This is a genomic window from Saccharopolyspora erythraea NRRL 2338, assembly GCF_000062885.1.
GTDB classification, from domain to species: domain Bacteria; phylum Actinomycetota; class Actinomycetes; order Mycobacteriales; family Pseudonocardiaceae; genus Saccharopolyspora_D; species Saccharopolyspora_D erythraea.
The window spans coordinates 5,713,925-5,732,393 of sequence record NC_009142.1; the positions used below are offsets into that span (position 1 = coordinate 5,713,925).

6 protein-coding genes are annotated in these 18,469 nt (G+C 67.3%); all 6 read right to left on the reverse strand.

The window, feature by feature from the left end:
- Positions 1-158: 158 nt before the first annotated feature.
- The 6 genes from SACE_RS37925 to pglW are packed head-to-tail and all read right to left on the reverse strand — an operon-like array spanning position 159 to position 18,261.
- Positions 159-2,453, reverse strand: coding sequence for a DEAD/DEAH box helicase (locus SACE_RS37925; RefSeq protein WP_011874611.1), 2,295 nt, complete (start codon positions 2,451-2,453; stop codon positions 159-161).
- Entirely contained in the window at positions 2,450-3,766 is a 1,317-nt protein-coding gene (brxD, locus tag SACE_RS24735; protein ID WP_009942488.1) for a BREX system ATP-binding protein BrxD, read from the reverse strand. Before brxD ends, SACE_RS37925 begins: the two co-directional genes overlap by 4 nt.
- Positions 3,763-6,435 carry a BREX-2 system phosphatase PglZ gene (gene pglZ, locus SACE_RS24740; protein ID WP_011874613.1) on the reverse strand — a complete coding sequence of 891 codons (2,673 nt, stop codon included), beginning with the start codon at positions 6,433-6,435 and terminating at the stop codon, positions 3,763-3,765. Before pglZ ends, brxD begins: the two co-directional genes overlap by 4 nt.
- Positions 6,432-10,253 carry a BREX-2 system ATPase PglY family protein gene (locus SACE_RS24745; RefSeq protein WP_009942486.1) on the reverse strand — a complete coding sequence of 1,274 codons (3,822 nt, stop codon included), beginning with the start codon at positions 10,251-10,253 and terminating at the stop codon, positions 6,432-6,434. Before SACE_RS24745 ends, pglZ begins: the two co-directional genes overlap by 4 nt.
- The gene (pglX, locus tag SACE_RS24750; protein WP_009942485.1) at positions 10,250-13,906 is read right to left on the reverse strand and encodes a BREX-2 system adenine-specific DNA-methyltransferase PglX; all 3,657 of its coding nucleotides are present in this window, start codon (positions 13,904-13,906) and stop codon (positions 10,250-10,252) included. Before pglX ends, SACE_RS24745 begins: the two co-directional genes overlap by 4 nt.
- Positions 13,903-18,261 (reverse strand): BREX system serine/threonine kinase PglW, encoded by a 4,359-nt coding sequence (pglW, locus tag SACE_RS24755; RefSeq protein ID WP_044547554.1) that lies wholly within the window; start codon positions 18,259-18,261, stop codon positions 13,903-13,905. The genes pglX and pglW overlap by 4 nt, the downstream gene beginning before the upstream one ends.
- Positions 18,262-18,469: the final 208 nt, after the last annotated feature.

Genomic DNA, 18,469 nt, shown 5'->3' on the forward strand with positions numbered 1-18,469 from the left:
AGCGATGACTTTTCGAGCGGTACAGGACGATACAGTGCCGATCAACTGACAGACTCCACTTAGGAATGTGCCGGTTTCCGTCCCAGTCGTCCGCGGTTTCTCCGTCATTGGTCACCGCCCACGGCGGAGTTTTTGAGAGCGTCCGAAGCGCATTCCAGTCATCCCTGCGCAACGAACCGCACAGATTGCTTCAGCGCCTTGATCGCCCCGTCGATGTCCGCTAGCCGCGCCGCCAGCGTCGACGTTGCCAGTTCCTGCGGGAGTGCCTCGTTGAACTTGAGGCCGTTCAGTGCTCTTTCCTCGATTTCCGGTAGACGCGAGCGGGTTTCGGGGTCGGCGACTCCCGCCTGCCACATCTCGCGTGTTAGGTCGCCGCGTAGGCGGATCGACACGTCGTCGAAGCGGGTGTACTGGTCCGTTAGGTCTTCCAACGTCGCGGAGAGCGACGCATTCGCGCGGAAGCCAGCCCATGTCCACCATCGGACGTCATTACCATCGCGTGTGATCACTGTGGCATCGGCGCTAACCTGGCCGGATCGCGTCTCACGTAGTTCGACCAGCACGCGTTGTGCCCGCTGCGTCAGCGCGATCGGCGGGACCGCCCCAAGCAGCACGTCTCGTGCGGCCTGCGCAAGCGCGAAACCGACTCCCCCCGCGCCGAAGGACTGCCAACGCGCTCGGCCGCCCTTGTCGGCGGACTCGACGTAGCAGCGGCGGGTCTTCCAGTCGATACTGGTGACCTTCCAGCTTCTGCCGCCGAGCAGCAGTAGTCTCGGGCCCTCGACCTTCTCGGTCAGCAGTGCCGAGTCGGTGTGCCCGATCTCGCGGCGTCCCTCGAGCACCGTGAACTGGGGCGGGGCGGTGAACACGGCCGTCATGTCCATGAAGTGCCTGCGCCCGAACCGGCGTTCGGCTTCCGGGCCGATGAACAGCATCGGGCCGTCGCGCTCGACGAAACCCTCTCTCAGCAGATGGCGCAGGACCGGCTCAGCGGTGCGATCGAACGGCGCGAGCCCGTTCCATTCCTCGCTCCACAACGCGTCGCCGACCGCGTTGTGCTGCAGACACAGCGCCAGGAGTTGCTGAGCGACGATGTGCCGGGGCTCCGGGGGGGCGGTGACAGGCTCCACGTACCCACGCCCCCACAGCTCCAGCAGCGCAGCTGACCACAGCAGTGCGTCCTTCCTCAACGCCAGAAACAGGCAGTTGCGGGTGCTGCCGGGGCGTCGGCCGCTGCGGCCGAGGCGTTGCAGGAACGAGGCGACGGTGGTCGGCGCGTTGATCTGGATGACCCGATCTAGGTCGCCGACGTCGATGCCGAGTTCCAATGTGGACGTCGAGACGATCACGCAGTCCCTGGCGTCGGCGAACGCCTCCTCCGCGCGACGCCGCTCGTCCAGGGACAGCGATGCGTGGGACAGGAACGTCGTCACGCCCCTGCTCCGCAGCGACGCGCCGAGTTCTTCGACGAGTTGCCGAGAGTCGCAGAACACCAGGCGCTTCTCGCCGCGATGCAGGGCGGCGATGACGGTGGCGGCGTTGTCGACCGAGCCGACGTAGTCAAGCTCGATGTCGCCGGGCGGAGGCACCCGCTGAACGACGTTCGATGTGGCTGCTGCTTCCTCGGCTGAGGACATCATGCGCGTGGGTCCGGTGTTTCCGGTCGCGTTCGTCGAGATCGACGACTTCTCTTGTTCGAGAGTCGGAGACGTTGTTCCCGGGGGCGTGGCGTGGCCCCCGTTCAGAACACCCGGTGCCACCACCGCCCCGGGCCGCGCACCACGCCTCGATCCCTGCAGCCAGTACAACAGTTCGTGCGGATTCCCGACTGTCGCTGAGAGCCCGACCCGCTGGATCGGCCGACCGGCCACCCTCATCAGCCGCTCCAACACAGCAAGGAGGTGCCAACCTCGGTCGTCTCCGGCGAACGAATGGACCTCATCGACCGCGATCGCCCGCAGACCGCCGAACAGCGTCCTGTGGTCGACCTTGGTGCTGACCAGCATCGCCTCGAGGGATTCCGGGGTTGTGAGCAGTACGTCGGGTGGGTCGCGCAGCAGGCGCTGTCTAGCCCCGGCCGCGACGTCGCCGTGCCAGATCCCGACCCGGCGCCCGAGCCAGGAGGTGTAGGTGTCGAGGCGGTGTTCGAGGTTGTTCAGCAACGCCTTGAGCGGACACACGTACAGCACCGACACGCCCGACCAGGCGTGGGTCTCCATCGCTGACAGCAGCGGAAAGCACGCGGCCTCGGTCTTGCCGCCCGCAGTGGGTGCGAGCAGCAGCGCGTCGGAACCGTCAAGCACCGGGTCGATCGCCTCCCGCTGCAATGGGCGTAGCGACCGCCAACCGAGCGTGTTGACGATGTGGTGTGTAAGCACCGGATGCAGCCGCGTGAACGGTTCGGGAACGTTTCCCCGAGCAACCGACGACGGCTGAAATTCTTGATCACTCACGGCAGATCCAGGTCGACGTCCTCAGCACGTGACGCGTTGCGTTCCACTTCGGATAGGTCACCCGAGCTGAGTGTGAGGGTGTAGTACTGCCGGGGATCGAAGTCGTCGAAATCGTCGACGCGGTCGAGCACGTCGGCGACGAGTTTGCGCAGGAAGATCCGCGGCGCCACTCCGACCTGACCGCCAAGTTCGCCGGCGAGCGCCCGAGCGAGCGTATCCACATACGAATCGTCGACGAGGGAACGCACTCGCTCGGGATTCCGTGCTCCATCGGCGTAGAGGTTCCGCACGCGTCTCCCCAGCTCGCCCAGGGACGGCAGGTCGAATCCTGGCAGCCGCAGTTGCACGGCGCGCGGCGAGTCGAACCGCGCGTCTGTCGTAAAGTCCGTGGCGAGACGCTGCGCGAGCGGGGGCAGCCGCTGCACACCCTGACGCCCGTCGAAGAACGCCGGGGTTCCAGTCATCACCAGGAACAACCCGGGAAAGCGTCCCGCGTCGATCTCGTCGAGGAGCTGCCGCAGGGCGTTGAGCCCCTTCTCCCGAACGTCGCCCCGCACACGCTGCAACGTCTCGGTCTCGTCGAGCACCAGCAGCAGTCCGGGATGCCCACAGTCACGCAGCACCGTCAACAGTCCCTGCAGAAACCCCAAAGCGGCGAAGTGGTCCAGATCCCCGCGTACACCGGCGGCCCGACGCGCGGATGCAGCGACGGACCTCTGCCCCCCGAGCCATGCGATCAGTGCTTCGGCTGTGGTGGTGTCGCCGGAGTCGACGGCATGCCGATACCCACGCAGGGCAGCGGCGAACGCGGGGGTCGTGCGCGCGACGTCGGCGAGGCGTTTCTCCAGAAGTGCGTCGACGGCCTCGCCGAGGGCAGCCTGGTCGTCGGGGTTGATCTCGTCGGCATCGAGGACCTGTTCTTCAAGCGTGTAGAACCAGGAGTTTACGATGGAACGCAGCGCGCTGGGCCGATGTGCGGCGGTGGCGAGGCGTTCGGTGAGCCTCCGGTACACCGTCTCCAGCTTGTGCAACGGGGTCTCGGTCTCGGAGATCTGGATCTCGGAGGTCGCCATCCCGCGCCGCTTAGCGGATTCGGCCAGCCAGCGGGAGAAGAACGTCTTGCCCGACCCGTACTCGCCGCGCACTGCGTGGAAGGCGGCACCACCCCGCGCCACGGTGTCGAGATCGTCGCTCATCGCGGTCGTGAACCGGTCAAGTCCGACCACGAGCAGGTCCAGTCCAGCCTGGGGCACAGTGCCGCGCCGCAACGCGTCGATCACGTCGCGGCGTCGAGCTTCGCTGACCACGCTCACGGCTTGTCGATCCCGAACTGTGTGCGAAGGTTCTCCAGACTCAGTTTCACGCGCGCTCCTCCATCCACAACGGACACGACCGGATAGCCGTCGACGTTGAGCAGTCGACCGAGCACGCTCATGAAGAACTCCGGGCGCCGTGCCGCACGCCCCGCCGCCGCGGCGACCGCGCTCGTGGTGAGCATTCCGTCGGGTTGCGCGGCCAGAGCGTCGATCACCGCCGCGACCGCCTGATTGTCCGGCGGGCGCGGCACGAGCTTCCGCTGGTGTTCGTAGACCTCCCCGGAGGCAACCCGATCGCCCAGCGAGGTGACGGGCTCGACAGCGGCCGCGTCAACGGGGAACAGCGCTTCTACGGCGGGATCGGGTGTCTTCTTCCGCCGCGACGGAGCCTTCACCGGTGCCGATTCCGTCTCTGCGTGCACGGTGCGCGCCGACCACCACGGTGGTTCGGTGCGCTCACGTGGTAGCACGTGCCAGCCGTTGGGCAGCAGTTCCAGGCTCGGCAACAGCACGAGCACGGGCACCGTCATCTCCGCGAGGGACGCGCCGCCGTGATATCCGGCCTTGCGCGGGGTGTAGCGAAGGTCTTCCCGCCATGGCGCCACGAGGTCACCGGGGACGACGCGCGGGCCGCGCAACGCGACCTCACCCGTGCTCGGCGCACCGCGCCGCCAACGTGCCGACTCCACTCCGTCGGCCTGGGTCTGCTGCCCGCCGCGGTCGAGCACGTGCCCGTGGTCGGAGACCAGCACGACAGGGCGTCCGTAGTTGCGTGCCTCGTTGAGCAGAGTGGACAGGTAGGTGATGTCGTCGAGGCGCCATTCGACGCGGTCGCCCTCCTGCCCATGGTCCAGGGCGTCGTCGATCGTGTTGAGGACGGCGCCGACCACGATGTCGGGGTCCGCCAACGCGGCGAAGAGCTCGTCCGACAACCACGATCCCGCCTGCCCCACGATGTCGGCTTTGTGGAACAACTGGGCCTGGCGGCGTCGTGTGCGCCAGAATTTCTTGAACCCGTCCTTCTCGACGGTCTGTCCGCCTTCGGTCACGGTCCCCGTGAGTAGACTCGTGCGGCTGATCTGCGTCACCGACGGGATCGCCGCCACCGCCGCGTCCCGGCGCCCCGGCTCGCGGCTGGTCTCCGACCACTCCGCCAACTGTTCGCCGAGTCCGGCAGCCACGGCGCCGTTCATACCGTCTAGCACGATCACCAGAGGGGCAGTCTTACGCGCCACCGGCGCCGCGATCTCACCGAGTACCTGCTCGATCAGCAGCGCACCGCTCGACTCAACGCTGCTCGCGTGCTGCGCCCAAGACTCCAATCGCCCCGCGAATGCCTCGTCGATGCGGTCTCGCACGCTGCGGATCTCCTCCCACACCGAGCGATACGCCTGGCCCACGACCGCGTCGCCGCCAGGATCGCCGTGCCAAAGCACCTGCAGCGCCCGGTCCACCCACGCCGTGTCGGAGATGTACCGGGCGATGCCGTCGGCCACCGACGCCACGTCGGTCCGAGCCTCCTGCAACCACCGCACCAGACGCACGGCCATCTCTGCGACCCGCACCCGTTCCGGCGCCAACCGGGCCACCACGTGATCGCGCAGCGACTCCAATGCCCGCTCCGCGTCGCCTAGGCGCGCCCGGGGCCCCGACACGGCAGTCGCGAGTGCCTGCAGTCGCGCGCTGAACGCCGAGGGCAAGAACCCGTTCCCTCGCAACGACTCCGTCAACCTAACCTGGGCCGCAATCTCGTCCGACCGCCGCACGACCTCCCACACGCGGCGTCGTGCGGGTTCGCCGTTACGACTCACCTCGGCCTCGTGGGCCCACCGGGTCAGGGTGCCTTCGACGGCATCGGTGAAGGCACGCAGTTCAGAGCCATGTGCGCTCCCGAGCAGTCCGCCGAGCGCAAGTCCGGCTTCCAAGGGCGGGTTCGGTCCGGCCGCGACAGCCGCGACGACGCCCAACGGCATCGCGTCGGTCGCCTTGCCCTCCTCCACCAGGCGCAGCAGCACGGCCGCGGCTGGTCCGACGGTATCGGTCAGCCAGCGCACCAGCCCGTCGCGCTCGGCCGGGGAGAGTTCGCTGAACCTGCCGGCCTCCGCGCCGCGTGACCATTCCAGCAGCGTGCCCGCATCCAGAGTTCCGTCGGCGGGGACGGTGCGGCCCAGCCGGGCGCCGATCAACGCCCGGATCGCTCGGTCCCGGGTGAGCACCGAGCCGGCGCGCGGCCAACCGGTGGAAGGTTCGGCGTCGAGCAGCCCGTCGATAAGCCATTCCTCGGCCCGCACCCGCGCATCGACGTCGACCGCCCCGAACCGTTGCGCCACGATCCGCGCCCGGTCAACGTTGCGGATCGACCGCTTGATCGCATACGCCCGCAGGTCCCAGCCGAGTTGCTCCTCCGGCACGCTGGTGGTGACCACCAGCAGATCGTCGTCGGCAGGGTGGTCCGCCAGATGCCGTTGCCACGCCTCGGACATGCCCAGCACCGAATGATGGTCGGCTACGTGCACTCGACGACGCTGCCCGGTTAGCGGGAAAGACTCCACCGTGTCGGCGTAGCGGGCGTAGACCAGCAGCAGCCGCCGGTTGGTGTGGTGCTGGAGCTGGTCTTTGACGAGCGCCTCGATGACCCGGTGGTCCACTGTGGGCGGTGGAGTCATCGCGCTTCCTCGTCACGGACGACGTGCCAGGTGATCTCGATTTCGTCGTCGGGGTGCGCGGCCGCGTGTTCACCGATCTCGTCTTTGAGCTGATTGAGGAACTCGGCGAGGCGGTCCTCGACGGCGCTCGCCCGAACGCGCTTGGTGGTCCGCGGATTTCTCTGCTCGGTCGGGTGCCCAATCGTTCCCGATACCGACGGTCTCCCGTTATCGGGGAGGGCGATGTCATCGGCCTTAGAGGGAGCTGGCGGCAGCGGCGGGTTCGGAACGTCGGGCCCGGCCTTCTCCCGCTCCGCCTCCTTGCTCCGCCGATCCCGTTCCAACGCGTCCGCCAACAGCTGCAACGCCGCGGGCCGGAACTCTTGCAACACCGGCGCGAGATCCCGCGTCCATTCGTCAGCCGAGGCGACCTCCGCCAGCTGGTCGACGAGTCCTTCCGCTCGGTTCGATACCGGGTCGCCGCCACCGACCAACGACCGCACCGAGTCGACAAGCTGCCATTCGATGGTCGTCAGCGCCGTAGCCAGGCTTGGAGCCGACGTGATCGCCGATCCAAGCGACGCGTCGGCTGTGCGGTACTCGGCCGCCGCCAGCTCGCGCACGAGCGCGGTGTCACCGTCCGCTCGACGCACCAGACGGGCCACTAGATCGGACGCGTCCAGCGTCGAGGTGATCCGTGGCGCGTCCCCTGCAATGCCCAGCTTCGCGTGGTGCCTCTCCAGCGCGTGGCGGACCTGCGACAACGCCTCTTCGGACGATTTCGCCGGCACTCGAACCGCGCTCGCCAGCTTCCCGACGTTGCGAGCAGACAGCGTCTCCGCGATCTTTACTCCGAACACCACGGCCGCCCGCTCGCGCGCCCGCGCGAACTCCTCGGCGCTGGGCAGTTCCTGGGCGCGTAGCGAGTGGCCGAGCCCAATCTTGTCGAGGTCCGGTGTCTCACCCAGCGGGGAGCCGTTGATGAGCCACGCCCGGTCGGCCAGCAGAGCGTAGGTGGCGATCACGAGGCCCAGCACGGGTTTGTCCATACCGGTGTAGCCGAGTTCCTCGATCCATTCGCGGATCTTGTCGACGGGGTAGTCGCCGGAGACGCCGTGCTGCGCGGCCGCCTGTTCGATACGTCTCCGCCACTCGGAGCTCAGGTTAAGAGGACCGTCAGCGACGTCGCCGAGCTCCAGGGGGTGCACGATTCGGCGCACCAGCGGCAGTTGCTTCGCGTCGACGACGGCGCGACCGCCGTTCTCAGCGGCCTGCGCGATCCAGGAAAACACGGTGCGCAGTTCGGCGTTCGTAACCGCTTTGCGGTTGCGGTTGACGTCGAAGTCCGGGTGCTTTGGATGCAGCACGTCGAACAGCCCGTCGGCCAGCGCGAGCACGTTGTAGTCGAAACCGGCCCCGCCGTACGGCCTCGGCTTGTGGCCAGGCTGCAGCGACATGAGGTGCCCGTCCTCGCCGACGTGCCGGCCCACCGCGTTCTCGTCGACCTGCGCGATCCCGTAAAGCTGCCGGAGCGTGGCGACGAGTTGGGTGCGGAGGTTGTCGGCGTTGGCCTGCAGCTGGTGGCGGATCTTCAGCCGTGAGTCCTCGGACAGCGTGCCCGCGTAGTCGGACAGCCGGTCCCGCTCCAGAAGATACTCGATCTTGAGCAGTCGGCCGAGCTGCGCAGCCTTCTGGGTGGAGAAGAAGTGCGGCAGCCACACGATCGTCGGCGCGTGCTCGTCCCGCCGCAGCCGGGCGACTCGTGCGGCGTCGTCAGCAGGAGACTTGTCAGGATCATCGAACGGATAGTCCAATACGAACCGGACCCGTCCGGGCACGCTCGGCGCGAAGTCGGCGTCGGGCAATTCGCTGGTGTCGCGGACGTTGGCGAACAGGAACTCGGCGGTCCGACGAGTCCCCCGCCACACGACCTCGCGCTCGGCGACTCTGCTGTCGGCGTCGCGGATCCCCAGCTCGGCCCACAGGTGTTTCTTGGTCCAGATCCGCCGCGCGCCGAGCGAGTCCTGCTCACCGACCTGGTCCAGCAGTGGCTCGATGTCCAGGTCGGACAGCATCAGCCGGAATACCGGGTCCTCGTCGCCCTCGGAGCGCAGTTCCCCGAAATCAGCCTGCAGGTCCCGCAGCTTCGACACCACCAGCGACCCCGCTTGCACCGTCCGCGAGCGCAGCGAGCCGTGGTTGAGCGCAGCCAGCCGCTGCCCGGTCAACCGGCCCAGTGCGGACACACTCGGCGCGAGTGCCGCCAGCAACAACGTCTTCACGAGACGATCGACCGCGACGAAATCCTGGCTGCCCGAACCATATTTTGCTTCGAGGTGCGCTCTTGACTTCGCGTAGAACCGGGTGGCCGCAGCTGCTTCGCCCTTGAGCCGGTCGGTGAACGCGTCACCGCTGTTGTCGACGAGCACGTCCCACAGGTCGCCGAGCGGGATCAGCTCCCCGACCTTCATGTCGTTCCGCCGCCGGTGCAGCATCTCCTGCAGCAGCTTCAACCCCGTACGCTCCCGCTGCAGCGCCCCGGACAACGCGACAAGCACATTGAGTAGCGCGGGCGAGAGCGGATAGACCTCACGGAAGTTCTCCCACGACGCCCCGGTGGCGCCGTCCGCGTCGAGTAGCACCTCGCGATCGGCGGCCTTGCTCGACTCGATCGTCGAGAACGCCTCGTCCAGGATCTCCCTACCGCCCGGCAGGGGTTTGAGCACGCGTTCCTTGATGATCGCGGGCAGGTTGCGGTCTTCGAGCGACACGGTGTCGAACCGCTCGGCCAGGTAGTGCACCTGCGCTTCGAGGTTCTTGACGTCCTTGCCGGCGATATCGTCGCCGACGAGCTGCGAAAGATCACGCTGCCGGGAGATGAACGAAACGATCGGCAACGCCCGGTCGGCGTTGCCGGACTCGATGAGTTTGACGAGCTTCTGCACCTGCTCGTTGACGAACTTCTGGTCGGACATCTTCGCCTGAAGCCACAGGATCAGCTCGTCCAAGAAGAGAATCAGCCCGTCGTACCCGAGGTCGCGAGCGTGCCGGGAGATGACCGACAAGCCGTCTTCCAGGGGGATGAACGCCTTCTCGTCGCCGCTGGCGCCCCGCTGGTACGACGACATCGGCCCGGACAAAAGTGCCGACACCAGCGCGTCCCGATTCCCGTCACCCACCGGCGCGGCGAACGCAGCGTCCAGTGTGGACGACTCCCACGAAGAGGACGGCTTCCGCTTGAGGTTCGGCACGTCCTTGATGCCACCGCTGCCCGACTTGGCGGGCTGTGAGGACTCCCCGAGCATCTCGATGAACTTCGTGTCACCGACCGACTCGCGCAGTCGCCGCGCGTCGGCGAGCAGCGCATCGGATCGGTACACCGCAGGCACGGGCGCGTCCGGGTGTTCGATGCGTACGTATTCGGCGTACTTCCCGAGGATCGCCGAGTCGATGTCGGTGGCCCCCACCAGGTGGTACGGCACCATGAGGAACCGCTTGCCGGACAGCCACGACTCGTTGTCGGCAATGACGGACTGCAGACCGAGCTTCGCCCGCGCGGCCGGGTCGTCGTTGAGCACCGCGTGCAGGACGGTCAGGAAATGGCTCTTACCGGACCCGAACGAACCGTGCAGGTAGGCGGCATGGGAACTGCCGTCGCGCAGCGCGGCCCGCACGATCGACAGCGCCTTGCCGAACGCGGTCCGCAGCTGGTCGGTGACGACGTACTGCTCGACCCTCTCGGCGGTCTTGCCGAACCCCCCGGAAAGCTCGACCTTGAAGTCCCCGGAGTGCACCGACTCCGGGATGTGGATGACGTCGCGCAGAAACGTCTGGCTCACTGGCGTTCACCCTTCGCGCCGCCGCGACGGCCCGTCGGCCGCCACGCCTTCAGATCGTCCTCAGTGAGGTGGTGCTTGCCGCGTTGTTCATCCAGGAATGCCTGGTACTCGTTTGCCGGCACCCCGCCCCATTCCTCGTCGTACTCGCCGTGCCACTGACGCACCCACGGCATCACCTCGGCCAGGCCCGCCAGAACCGGCGTCAGTTCCTCGGCACCCCAGCCCTCCTTCTCGCCCCGGTCGTTGACGATATTGACCAACGCCTGCGCCTGGTCCTTGTGGTCCCACCCTGCCCAGCCGAGCAGCAGCGACGTATCGGAGCCGGGCGCGGCGTCGGGGTAGGAGATGAACCGCTCCTTCGGGACGTCGAGTTTCCCGCGCTGCGACCAGTAGCTCGTCTTGCGGAAATCTGCGGAGGTGTATTTCGGCGGGACCGGGATGTCCATGCGCGTCCCGGTGCGGTCTTCCTCGCGCTGGAGTTCCCAGACTTGTTCCCACTGGGCTCGTTTGCGTAAGCCGGAGTCCTTGTAGCGATGGGCAGCCAGATAGGGCACGTGCTGGTCTGCGACGATCCGCTCCAGCACCTGCGAGAGGTTGAGGTCCGGTTTGCCCAGGTGGTCGGTCGCGTACAGCCGGGCGACCGCGTGCAGGTCCTCGTCGGTGCGGAACGCGTCCGCGAGCTGATGGACAGTCCTCGTGCGGGGCTGCTCGAACCCGTCGCGCACCTGGAACCACAGATCCCGCCGCTCGCACCGGTCGAGCAGCCACGTGCGGAGCGCCTCGGCTTCCTTCTTCTCCCACGGCTCGCTCGACCAGCGGCGCTTGCACTCCGGACGCTCGATCAACGCGATGTCGCGGCGCTTCTCGATCACATCGATCCGGTTCTGCACGATCTCGCGATACCAGTCGGGCCAGTCGGTCGGAATCTCGGTGATCGGGGTCGAATCGTGGCGGATGAACCATTGCTCGATCGCCTCATCCTCAGCGGCGCGCGGCGCCATGGCGATCTCGAAAGCCCGCTCGCCCAATCGAACTTCGGGAACCGCATCGAGAACCCGCACGGTCAACCGCTCGCGTTCGGCATCGCCGAGCAGGCCGTACGAGTGGTAGACGAACCAGTCAAGCTCTTCCTGAAGGGCGATCATGCGGGAGCGGATGCGGTCGTGTTCCGCACGCGATGCGTTGAGTTCGAGCCGAGTCGGAGCAGCCCCGGACGCGAACACCGAAGCATCCTTTTCGGACATTCGCCGAGCGAGAGAGCCCAACGTGCGGCCGAGTTCGAGCGGAAGATCCTGCGGGAGCGGATAGTCCTGGAGCTTGGTGCCCGTAAACTCGAAGTAACTCTCCCACGCGTAGCGCCCGGTCGACCGCTCACCACCACGATTCCCTTTGTCCTGACTCACCTGCTTGAGCCAGAAACAGGCCGTGGACGAGTTCAGCACCCCCAACAACTCCAGGTGCTCGTCCTCACTCGCCCCCTCCGGCAACTTGATCACCGGAGCAGAACGATTGAAGACCTTCCCACCCCGATCCAGCACAAAGTGGCTATGAGTAGCGACAAAAGCGAACGGGATCGATAGCGGAGTCGCATAACGTTCAGGTATCCAGCGATACCACGTCCACCAGGGGACATCTAGTTCATCCCGTGTTTCACCGGAGAACCCGGTGGTCGAGTAAAGCACCCTGCGCATGGCCCATAGATGACGCCCCCATGGGCTCGCCGGATTGAATTCGATCGGTTTCTGATCCCAGCCGTACGGGACGAGAGCAGTCTGGTCGCACTTTTCGTCCCAGTCGCGTACCACCTCGCCGACCACGAGCGGTCGAGCCATCTCGTCTTCGACCCGGTTCCGGCGGAACCACGAATCCGAAAAGAAAAAGACCTCGTCCTGCCCAGGGAAACTCGCGAATCCGATCGGTCGTTCCAACAACGATTTCAAACGCTTCGGGGCCTCTTCTACCATGGCGAAAACATCGGTCGCGCCACCGCCGGAAAGACTCCACGGGAACCGGGAGTAACTAGTGCGCTCGCCGTCCTGGACAGACACCCACTCCGATTCGGTTCCGGGTTTGCCGATCTGGTCGAGGATCGCCGACCAGACCAAGCCCTCGGCTGGAATCTCCGGTTCGCCCGGTTCACCCCGAACCCCCAGCACCGCCCGGATCGACTCGCCCATGCGCGGAAAGTGGTTGCGTCCCACGAGAATCACGGTCGGTGTCCCATGCCCCGGGATGTACGCGCCGGACGTATCAATGACGTGTGTCAGGTGGATCTTCTGTGCGAAGTAGTCCTGGATGAGCTTCTTTCCGAACTCGCGTTTCATGAACGAGTTCGCGGTGATCTGCCCCACGAACCCGGCCCGGCGATCGTCACCGCTCGTGAACACCGCGAGCTGGAACAGGCGCTTGGCGAACGGCACCGACAGTGCGTACTTGCCGGAGCACACGTCCGGGTACAGCGTGCGGTAGTTCGCGTTCTCCTGCTTGTCCTTCACCGTGATGTACGGCGGGTTCCCGACCACGACGTGGTACGACGCCCGACCTAGCAGGTCGTAGTCACGCACGTGCTCGTTGACGTCCTCGGTTGCGTAGGTGTGCGCTTCCTCCGCCGCGAACAACTCGTCCTCCGGCCGCGGCGCACCGCGTCCGTGGATCAGCGAGTCCCCCACTGCCACGTTGATCGGGAACTCCGCCGCCCCGTCCAACCTCGCGTCTCCAGCTGCTCGCAGTGCCGCTACCAGCAGCCGAAACCGCGCGATTGACACCGCGAACGGGTTCTTGTCACAGCCGTGGACGGATTCGAGGGATCGACGGATCAGCGTCCAGGAGTCAGTGCCCGGCTCCTTCGCGCGCCACCGCGTCAGCAGCCGATCGAAGATGCCCAGCAAGAAGTGCCCCGACCCGCACGCAGGGTCGATCGTGCGTAGGCCGTCGAGCCCGAACTCCTCGATCGCGGGCGTCAGGGTCAGGTCGAGGACGAACTCCTCGACGAACTCCGGGGTCTGCAGCAGCGCATAGGTCTTGCGGGCGTTCTCCGACAGGTTCTGGTACAGGTCCCCGAGGAACCGGGTATCGAGTTCGGGGTCGGTGAAGTCGTGGTGCACATGGCCGTTGTCGCCGCGCCGCCGCCAGAACCGGATCAGGTCGCTCGCGGCCTCGAACGACGGTGTGATCTCCCACAACGGATTGTGGTTCCGATCGAACAGGCCCTTGGCGGTCGGGTGCGCGGCTGCGAGAGTGTCGAACGCGGCGATAATCCAGTCCCGGTCGTTGTCCTGCGGACGCTCCCGGAAATACGCCTCGTGCCGCTCCTCCGCCTCGGCGAGCCGCTCGCCCCACCCCGCAAGGAACGGGTCCGGGATGAGGCCGTTGTCTTCGCAGAACCGTACGAACACCGTGCCCAGCACCCAAGCCGCCGCGACCTGCGTAACGCGCTCGTCGAGCCAGGACTCGTAAGTCGCCGCAGTGCGTTCGGCCTCCCGGGCCGCCTCGTACTCCTCGCGTAGTGCGGCGTCGAACTCCTTGACCTCAGCCGCGCGGGCTCGCAGATCGTCCTCCAGCGTGGACACCCGAGCGCGCAGGTCCTTCACCAGCGCCGCCTGGTCGATACCGCGTGCCGTCGCCTCGTCGTTCACCGATGTCGTCTCCTTCACGCGGCGCCCTCGCCCGCGTTCAACCCCGCCAGGAAGGCGCCGTCCAGCACCACCCGTTCCGACTCGCCGAGCACCTCGACGATGTGCTGCTCCAGCCGCGGTGTCTCCCACGCCGAATCGCCTGGGCACAGAAGCCACATGCCGTGGGGACGCGAGTCTGGGCGGCGGGCCGCGTTTTGCAATTCCGTCAACAGATCTCGGCCGCCCCGGTTGTAATAGCGGGCCAACAGGCTTGCGTGGTGCAGAAACAGCACTGAGGACGAGGCCCGCCTGGCCAGTTCCTCCTGCACGTTCTCCCAGGTCACTTCGACGAACGACGCGAAGCCGTCCGCGATCACCCCAGTCGCGCCGAACTCGTTGTCGAGAGCGCGGATGTCGTTCCAGTCCACGTCGTGCTGCTTGACCAGCGCCCGGAACTGCGCCAGGAACAGTTCGTCCACGTGCACCGAGTCGACCGGGAAGGCCGAGGAGATCGACTCCGCCGCCCCCGGAAGGTGTACCCCGCGCAGCGTCAGCGCAGCGAAACCGCCCTTGTTCAACGCGGACGTCAGCTTCGCGTGCGCCTGCTCGCTCGGATCGCTCCGCTGCTCCGTCGACGTGACCGAGGTGTAGGAGCTGCCGACGCTGCGCGACGATTCGGGCTCGGGCTGCGTGAACCGCGCCTTCTCCACGTCGTAGACCAGCGGGAACCCGGCCGCCGACAGCTCACGCTCCAGTTGCACGTACGTGATCGACTCGCCGAGTTCCAGCAGGGGAAACCGGGCCTTGACCTTCGCAAGCAGATCATCGACGGCGATCCCGACCCCGCGCCGCACCCCGGCCGGAGCCTGCGAGATCCGCAGCGCCCGCACCAGGTCCAAGTCCCTCGGATACAGCTCCAGTCGGGGTGAGGCGGCCGCGTTGCGCGACATCGCTGCGGCCAGTTCCACCAGCCGCGTGTCCGCCTGGACCGGCAGGCCAGCGGGTGCGTCGATGGACCGAAGTTCGCGCACCACAACGCCCCGGCCCGGCAGAGGGTCGAGTTTCACCAGTTCGTCGGCACACGAGCCCAGTGCTCCGGCGAAGTCCGCGAGTTCCGGGGCACTCGGGTCCGAGGAGTCCGACAGCGACTCGAGAGCTACCAGCACGCGCTCCGCTCGGCGCAGGACCAGCAACCTCGGCTCGGCGTCGGTGCCCTGGGCCGCCATCTCGGTCTCTGCCGCCGCCCGCACCACGGCAAGCGCCAACGCGTGCGCCCGCGCGGAGTCCTGCTCGACCGAGCCGCGCCGGGCACGCAGCGCGGCCGCGAGTTCGTCGGCGGTCATCACCCGGCCCGCCTCGCCCAGCAGTGCCACGAGATCATCGCGGACGGCGGTGAGGTGTTCGTCCGCCGCCCATTCCTTGGCCTGGGAGTTGAGGTGACGTGAGACGGTCGCCTGGGTGCGTCCGAGGGCCTTGGCCACGTCGCTCTGCGTCGGCCACGGCGGCGGGGTCCCGTCCTCGCCCGGCAACCCCAACAACAGCCGGATCGCCTCGGGCCGCGGGGAGCCTCGGCGCGGCTTCGGGGCGAGGATCTCGACAAGGTCGTCGATCGTCGGCGCCCGGCCCTCGACCTGCGGGCGCTGCGGTGTCGCCCCGGCCAGGAGGACCTTGCTCCACTGGGTGTGCCGTCGGTTGAGTTCGCGCCGCACCAGTGCGCCGGCTCCGCGCGCCTTCGAGATCTGATATGGCGGCACCCGCAGCAGGTCGCCGACGGTGAACGCCTCGAACGAGTTCGCCACCGACACGGCGCGCGGCGACAGTCCGGCCGCATCCAGCGGGGTCTCCAGCGTCGCGCTCTTCGCCGCAGCCTCGCGCAGGTCCGGTAGCGACGCGTCGTCGGCCTCGGCTGTGCCCGGGGTAGTCAGCGGCGGGGTGCGGTCGGCCTTGCGGAATACCTCCCGCCACGCGTCGTCCATCTGCTTGAGCGTGTCGAAGCGCTTGTCGACCTCGCGGTGGAACGCGCGCCGGAAGAACGACGTCAGCGGCTCACGCAGATCCGGCTCGAACAGGTCCGCCGCCAGGTTCGGGGTCTCGTCCGCAGTGGTGCGCGGGTCGGTCATCCCGTCGCCCCACTCCGGCCGCTGCCCCGACGCCATCTCGTGCAGCGTCACCGCCGCCGCGTACCGCTCCGCGTGATCGTCATAGACAGGGCGGCGGGACGTGCCCAGGAACGGGTCCAGGTAGCCACGAGTGCCTGCCTTGACATCGCGTTCCGACACGCCGGCCAGGGAGAAGTCGAACAGCATCAGCTGCGTCGAGCGGTCTGCGCGCTTGAACACCCCGAAGTTGTCGGGCTTGAGGTCCCGGTGCCAGACACCGTGGCCGGCGAGGATGTCGAGGGCGTTGAACAGGTCGCGGCCGTAGCGCTCCAGGTTGTGGTAGCTGAGCTTGCCCTCGGCGCGGATCGTCTCGCCGAGCGTCTTGCCCTCGAGGTCGAACCCGCCCGCGAACTCCAGATCCAGCACCGTGCGCCCGGCGAACTGCCGAGCCGGCGACAGCAGCTTCACCACGACACCGCCGCCGACCTTCGTCAGCGCCTCGGCCTCGGCCCGCAGCTGCGCGGCCTTGTCCTCGTCGAGGGCCACCTTGAACACGCGGTACTCGGGTCTCGGCTCCCCGTCGGCGTCCTCGTCGATCCGCGACACCAACAGCGCGCGGGCGGTGGCGCCGGTGCCCAGCACACGCACGACGTCCCACTCGCCCCCGACGGTCTGGCCTGCCGAGACGTCGAGCGGATCCACGTCTGAGGCCACGCCCACCGGAACCGACTTCTTCTCCGCGTCGTCGAGCCGCTTGAGGAACTCGTCTGCCGCGGTCAGCCGATCCATCGGATCTGCCCGGGTTGCCTCGAAGACCAGCGCATCCAACTCGTCGGACACCCCGTCGGCCACCGCCGACGGCCGCAGTCCCTGGTTCTTCCGCAGCCGGTCGATCAACGCGCTGCGCTGGGTGGCGGGCGGGCTGCCGGTCAGCAGGAAGTACGTGAGCGCACCCAGCCCGAACACGTCCAGATCCACCGGGTCCGCATACGGCGTGTCGAAGTCCGGAGCGAGATACACCTCTGACGAGTCGGCCAGATGCTCGCCGGTCACCGAGCTGTTGCCCAGCGATGACGTGCCCATCGTCGTCTCGAAGTCGCGCGCGGCGGTCTGCCAGTCGATGATCCGCAACAGCGGCTGCGATCCATCGTCACGGGCCGACACATAGATCGACCGCGCCGACAGCGCCCGGTGATACAGCGACCGCTGATGCGCGTACTGCACGGCCTCCGCCAACTGCCGCACCAGCTCCAGCCGGGCCTCGGTACTCAGTCGATCACCGAATAGGTCCAGATACGAGTCCAGCCGCAGGTCGGCGTGTCGGTGCCGAAACAGGATCGCCGGGGATCCGCCGTGCTCGGCGAACTGCACCGCCTGCGCGATCCCGCGGTGGTTGATGCCCTGCAGCACCTGGTACTCGCGCCGCGCGGCCCGCTCCACCGATTGCCGCTGCTTCTCGCTGGCCTGCTGTGCGGTGAGATAGATCCGTACCCGGCCCTCTTCCTTGACCGGAACGGACCGCTCCGCCAGCCGATCCTCCCAGGTGCGGCCCGCGTCGAGCTTCTCCGGCCACAGCGACCAGTTGTCGCCGAACCGCAGATGCGACGTGGCCGCGCTGATCCCGATCGTGGCGAACAGATCTCGGAGCAGCCGTGAGAACTCCGGCCGCACCCGCTGGTGCTCACGTTGCGGCGGCTTGGCAAGCAGATCACGCCAGATCTCCGGCAGCCCCGAGTCCTCGGACCGGGCGTAGACGTGAGCGCGCTGCACCTCGTCCAGCTCCGACCGCAACCCCTGTGCAGACAGGAAGATCGCAGGCTGGATCCAAGGCGTGCGCATACTGCGGTGACCGCGCTGCTGCAACGCCCAATCCAGCCGACTGCGCAGGTCCTTGCACTTCAGGTCCGTCAAGTGAAGCGGATTGCGAAGCGTGCGGGTATAGCGCGAGCCTTCTTCGCGGAAACGCCACGTATCGCCGCTATTGGCCACCCGCCCTGGATGGCCCTTCAGTTCCACCAGATACAGCCCGCCCGGCGTCGCGATGAACAGATCGCACTCGTTGATCCGCCCCGACCCCGCAGTGAACGAGAACGTCGCCCACGCGCGGAACGGCTCGGTGTTCGGCATCGACCGCCGAACATAATCGAGCCCCTCTTGCTCCCACGGATACGGCGACGGCCGCTCCTGGTGCCAGCGCTTGACTTGCGACGGACCAGGTGTCGGGCCCGGCTTGGGCGCTGAGACCGACTGAGCTTTCGACCTCGGTTCCGGCTCCGACGCACCGCCGCTCGACACCGCGGCCCCCTCTCCTGCGTTCCCCCATGACGGTCGCGGCGTACTGCCACCGCACGTCCCGCGATCGTAGTGATCACATCCGACGCCTACGCAACGTTGCCACAGGCGTGACATATTCGAGACGCCCCCGCCGTCCGATCGCCAGCGTGCCACGATCCTGCCTGGTAACGGTATGTACAAGGCCCCTGGTCCAGAGCGATCACGCCAC

Bases quoted from the DNA above. Each gene is read 5' to 3' on its own strand.
- pglZ (WP_011874613.1), bottom strand. From the start codon at position 6,435: ATGACTCCACCGCCCACAGTGGACCACCGGGTCATCGAGGCGCTCGTC.